We start from the raw sequence: 2,934 nt of genomic DNA, 5'->3' as shown, positions 1-2,934 counted from the left end.
AGAACTTATGGTGATTTTGAAGCTGGGATTCCTAGTGCGGATACCCTGGCAAGAGTGATTGGCATGATCAGCCCCAAACAGTTTCAACGCGTGTTCGCAGACTGGATGAAGGAATGTCATACCGCTAGTGCTGGAGAAGTGATTGCTATTGATGGTAAGACGTTACGTGGCTCTTACGATAAAAGCCGTAGGAAAGGGGCAATTCACATGATCAGTGCCTTTAGTGCCGCCAACGGTGTGGTGCTGGGGCAAGTTAAGACGGAAGAAAAATCCAATGAGATCACGGCCATTCCTGAGCTATTAAAGCTGCTTAACCTGCACGGTTGCTTGGTCACTATCGATGCCATGGGTTGCCAAAAAAAGATTGCCTTGGAGATCGTTAATCAAGGCGCCGACTATCTACTGGCCGTCAAAGGCAACCAGCGAAAGCTTGCAGAAGCCTTCACGGCTCATTTTCCAATGCGGTTGATAGCGACCCTATGAAGGCGACTCTTACAGTAAGCAGGAAAAAAACCGTGGCCGACTAGAGACTCGGCACCACCTTAGCAGAAGAAGGCAGGGATGATGGATAGTTATCTGGCTACAATCCTTGGAGCATAAGGGTTTTCATGCATTTTCCCTGCGAGTCTGGTTCATGGAAAACTTTCGATCAAGTGCGTACTGTCCTTAAAAATGACCAGACAAATTGTATTTACGCCTTTCGCAGAAAAGGGCGGCAATGATTAAAGCTACCTGGCTACAGTCCTTGCGGGATAATGGATTTCATGCGTTTTCCCTGTCAGCAGAAATACTTTACGGGGAGCTCTCAGGGGCACTGGGAACCAGCGCTGATGCACTTAATAGTTGAAACCAAGACTACTGACAAAACAAATGCAAAACCTGCACAACAAATGCCTCGCAACTAGGAATTTAGTTTGAAAGACATAGTAATTTTTAAAAGTACAAAAGACACAGAAACTCAAAATGAAGAGGCTAGTGAAAGAAGCTGTAAATACACGATTTACAAGTCGATTCCTGAAAATGGACTGGTGGTCTACATACCAGGATTTGGTGAAGACCTAGGTACATATAGAGATAACTTTTGTATGAGTATCTGCAAAGAACACAGAATCTCTGCTATGACCGTTGACTACCATTGCATTGGCTCGAGACCAATCTCAGGCGCCCAGATATACTTTGAAGAATCAGACATTGAAGAAATCAGGAAGGAGATACCAGACTTCAATGAAAAAGATTGGAATAAAGAGCTAGAACAATATGCGAAACAGACAAAAAAAGAGCTTATATTTTCTGCTGGGATTTCACCTACAAACAACGAATACCAGAACTTCGGAATACTGGCAGCAATCGATATCATAAACGCGATAAATGATGCATTACAGAGATATAGAATAGATAAAAACAACATAACACTGATTGGATCTTCATACGGTGGTTATTTGGCAAACCTAGTAACAAAAATTAAACCAGGAGCAATAAGACTGGTTCTAGACAATTCCTCATGGGCCAAACCAAATTTATCATACATAGTTGGAAGAGAAATAAACTCACCAGAATTCACTTACTCAATAAACAATAAAATAAAACTTCAGCTTTATGTAAAAACACCATGGACTTTAAAAGACAGCGGCAACAATAGATTTACTGGTGCAGTCAAAGAAATCAGATCGTTCACCATTGATCAAGTTAAGCAAATGGCAAACCAAGGTGCAACCAACACTGAATACATATTCTACCACTCAATAAAAGATACTTTTATCGCTCCCGTAAGCGAAAAAAAACAAATGATTAATGACATGGAATCTCAAGGATTCATGAAAATAAATTTTAAGATATTTAACATATCAGACATAGGAAGAAAAAAAATAAAAAGTCTCGACCATGGCATGAGACTTTCGATGAAAAACTTCTTTAAAGAACACTTAAAAGAAAACAATGACTTTAGGTGCTCAACCATAACAGAGTCAACCTACACTGCTGTGGATCACATATACAAATTCAAAAACCTCAACTCATTAATAGAACTAGACATAGCAAAGAACCAAAAAGAGAAATAAAAATCATGATAAAAAAAATTGGACGGGTTCTTATAACCGGTGCCGATGGTTTTATCGGCTCTCACCTTACAGAACTCCTTGTTCAACAAGGCTACCAAGTCAAGGCATTGTCCCAATACAACTCTTTCAACTCCTGGGGCTGGCTTGACAATATTGCCTGCCTGGATCAAGTTGAAGTCTTGAGTGGTGATATTCGTGACCCTCATTACTGCAAACAGATCACCAAAGATGTGGATGTAATTTTCCACCTGGCAGCCTTGATCGCTATTCCCTATTCTTACCAAGCACCGGATAGCTATGTTGATACCAATATCAAAGGCACCTTGAATATCTGTCAGGCAGCCATGGAAAATGGTGTCAAGCGTGTTATTCACACCTCCACAAGCGAGGTTTATGGCACAGCTCAATACGTACCCATTGATGAAAATCATCCACTACAACCGCAATCCCCGTACAGCGCTTCAAAAATCGCTGCTGATGCTATGGCAATGAGCTTTTACAATGCATTCAATCTGCCTCTGACAATTGCAAGGCCTTTTAATACCTATGGCCCTCGCCAATCTGCCCGAGCAGTCATTCCTACCATTATCACTCAAATTGCAGCAGGTGAGAAAAGCATTCAACTGGGTGATATCTCCCCCACACGTGATTTCAACTATGTTGAGGACACCTGTCGTGGGTTTTTAGCTTTGGCTGAATGTGATGCTGCTATCGGTCAAACAGTGAACATTGCATCTAACTATGAAATTTCAGTCGGGGATACTCTCAACCTCATTCGTGAGCTGATGAACAGCGATGTTGAGTTCATTACCGATGAACAACGCATCAGACCTGAGAAGTCTGAAGTTTTCCGCCTATGGGGCTGCAACCAAAAACT

The 2,934-nt window shown here is 41.6% G+C and carries 2 protein-coding genes and 1 pseudogene; all 3 read left to right on the top strand.

Going from position 1 to position 2,934, the window contains the following annotated elements; all coding sequences use genetic code 11:
- Nucleotides 1-535, top strand: a pseudogene (locus IBX50_RS19265) (ISAs1 family transposase); the annotation flags it as partial.
- Nucleotides 536-914: 379 nt separating this feature from the next.
- Nucleotides 915-2,057, top strand: a complete 1,143-nt coding sequence (locus IBX50_RS19260) for a DUF2920 family protein (protein ID WP_292258017.1) — start codon at nt 915-917, stop codon at nt 2,055-2,057.
- A 5-nt stretch (nt 2,058-2,062) separates the two neighbouring features.
- Nucleotides 2,063-2,934, top strand: an 872-nt coding sequence (locus IBX50_RS19255) for an NAD-dependent 4,6-dehydratase LegB (RefSeq protein ID WP_292258016.1), incomplete at its 3' end; no start/stop codon positions are given.

The sequence above is a fragment of the Marinospirillum sp. genome (assembly GCF_014859565.1).
Note: the sequence above shows the minus strand (reverse complement) of the source record. Positions and strands in the feature narration are given on the sequence as shown.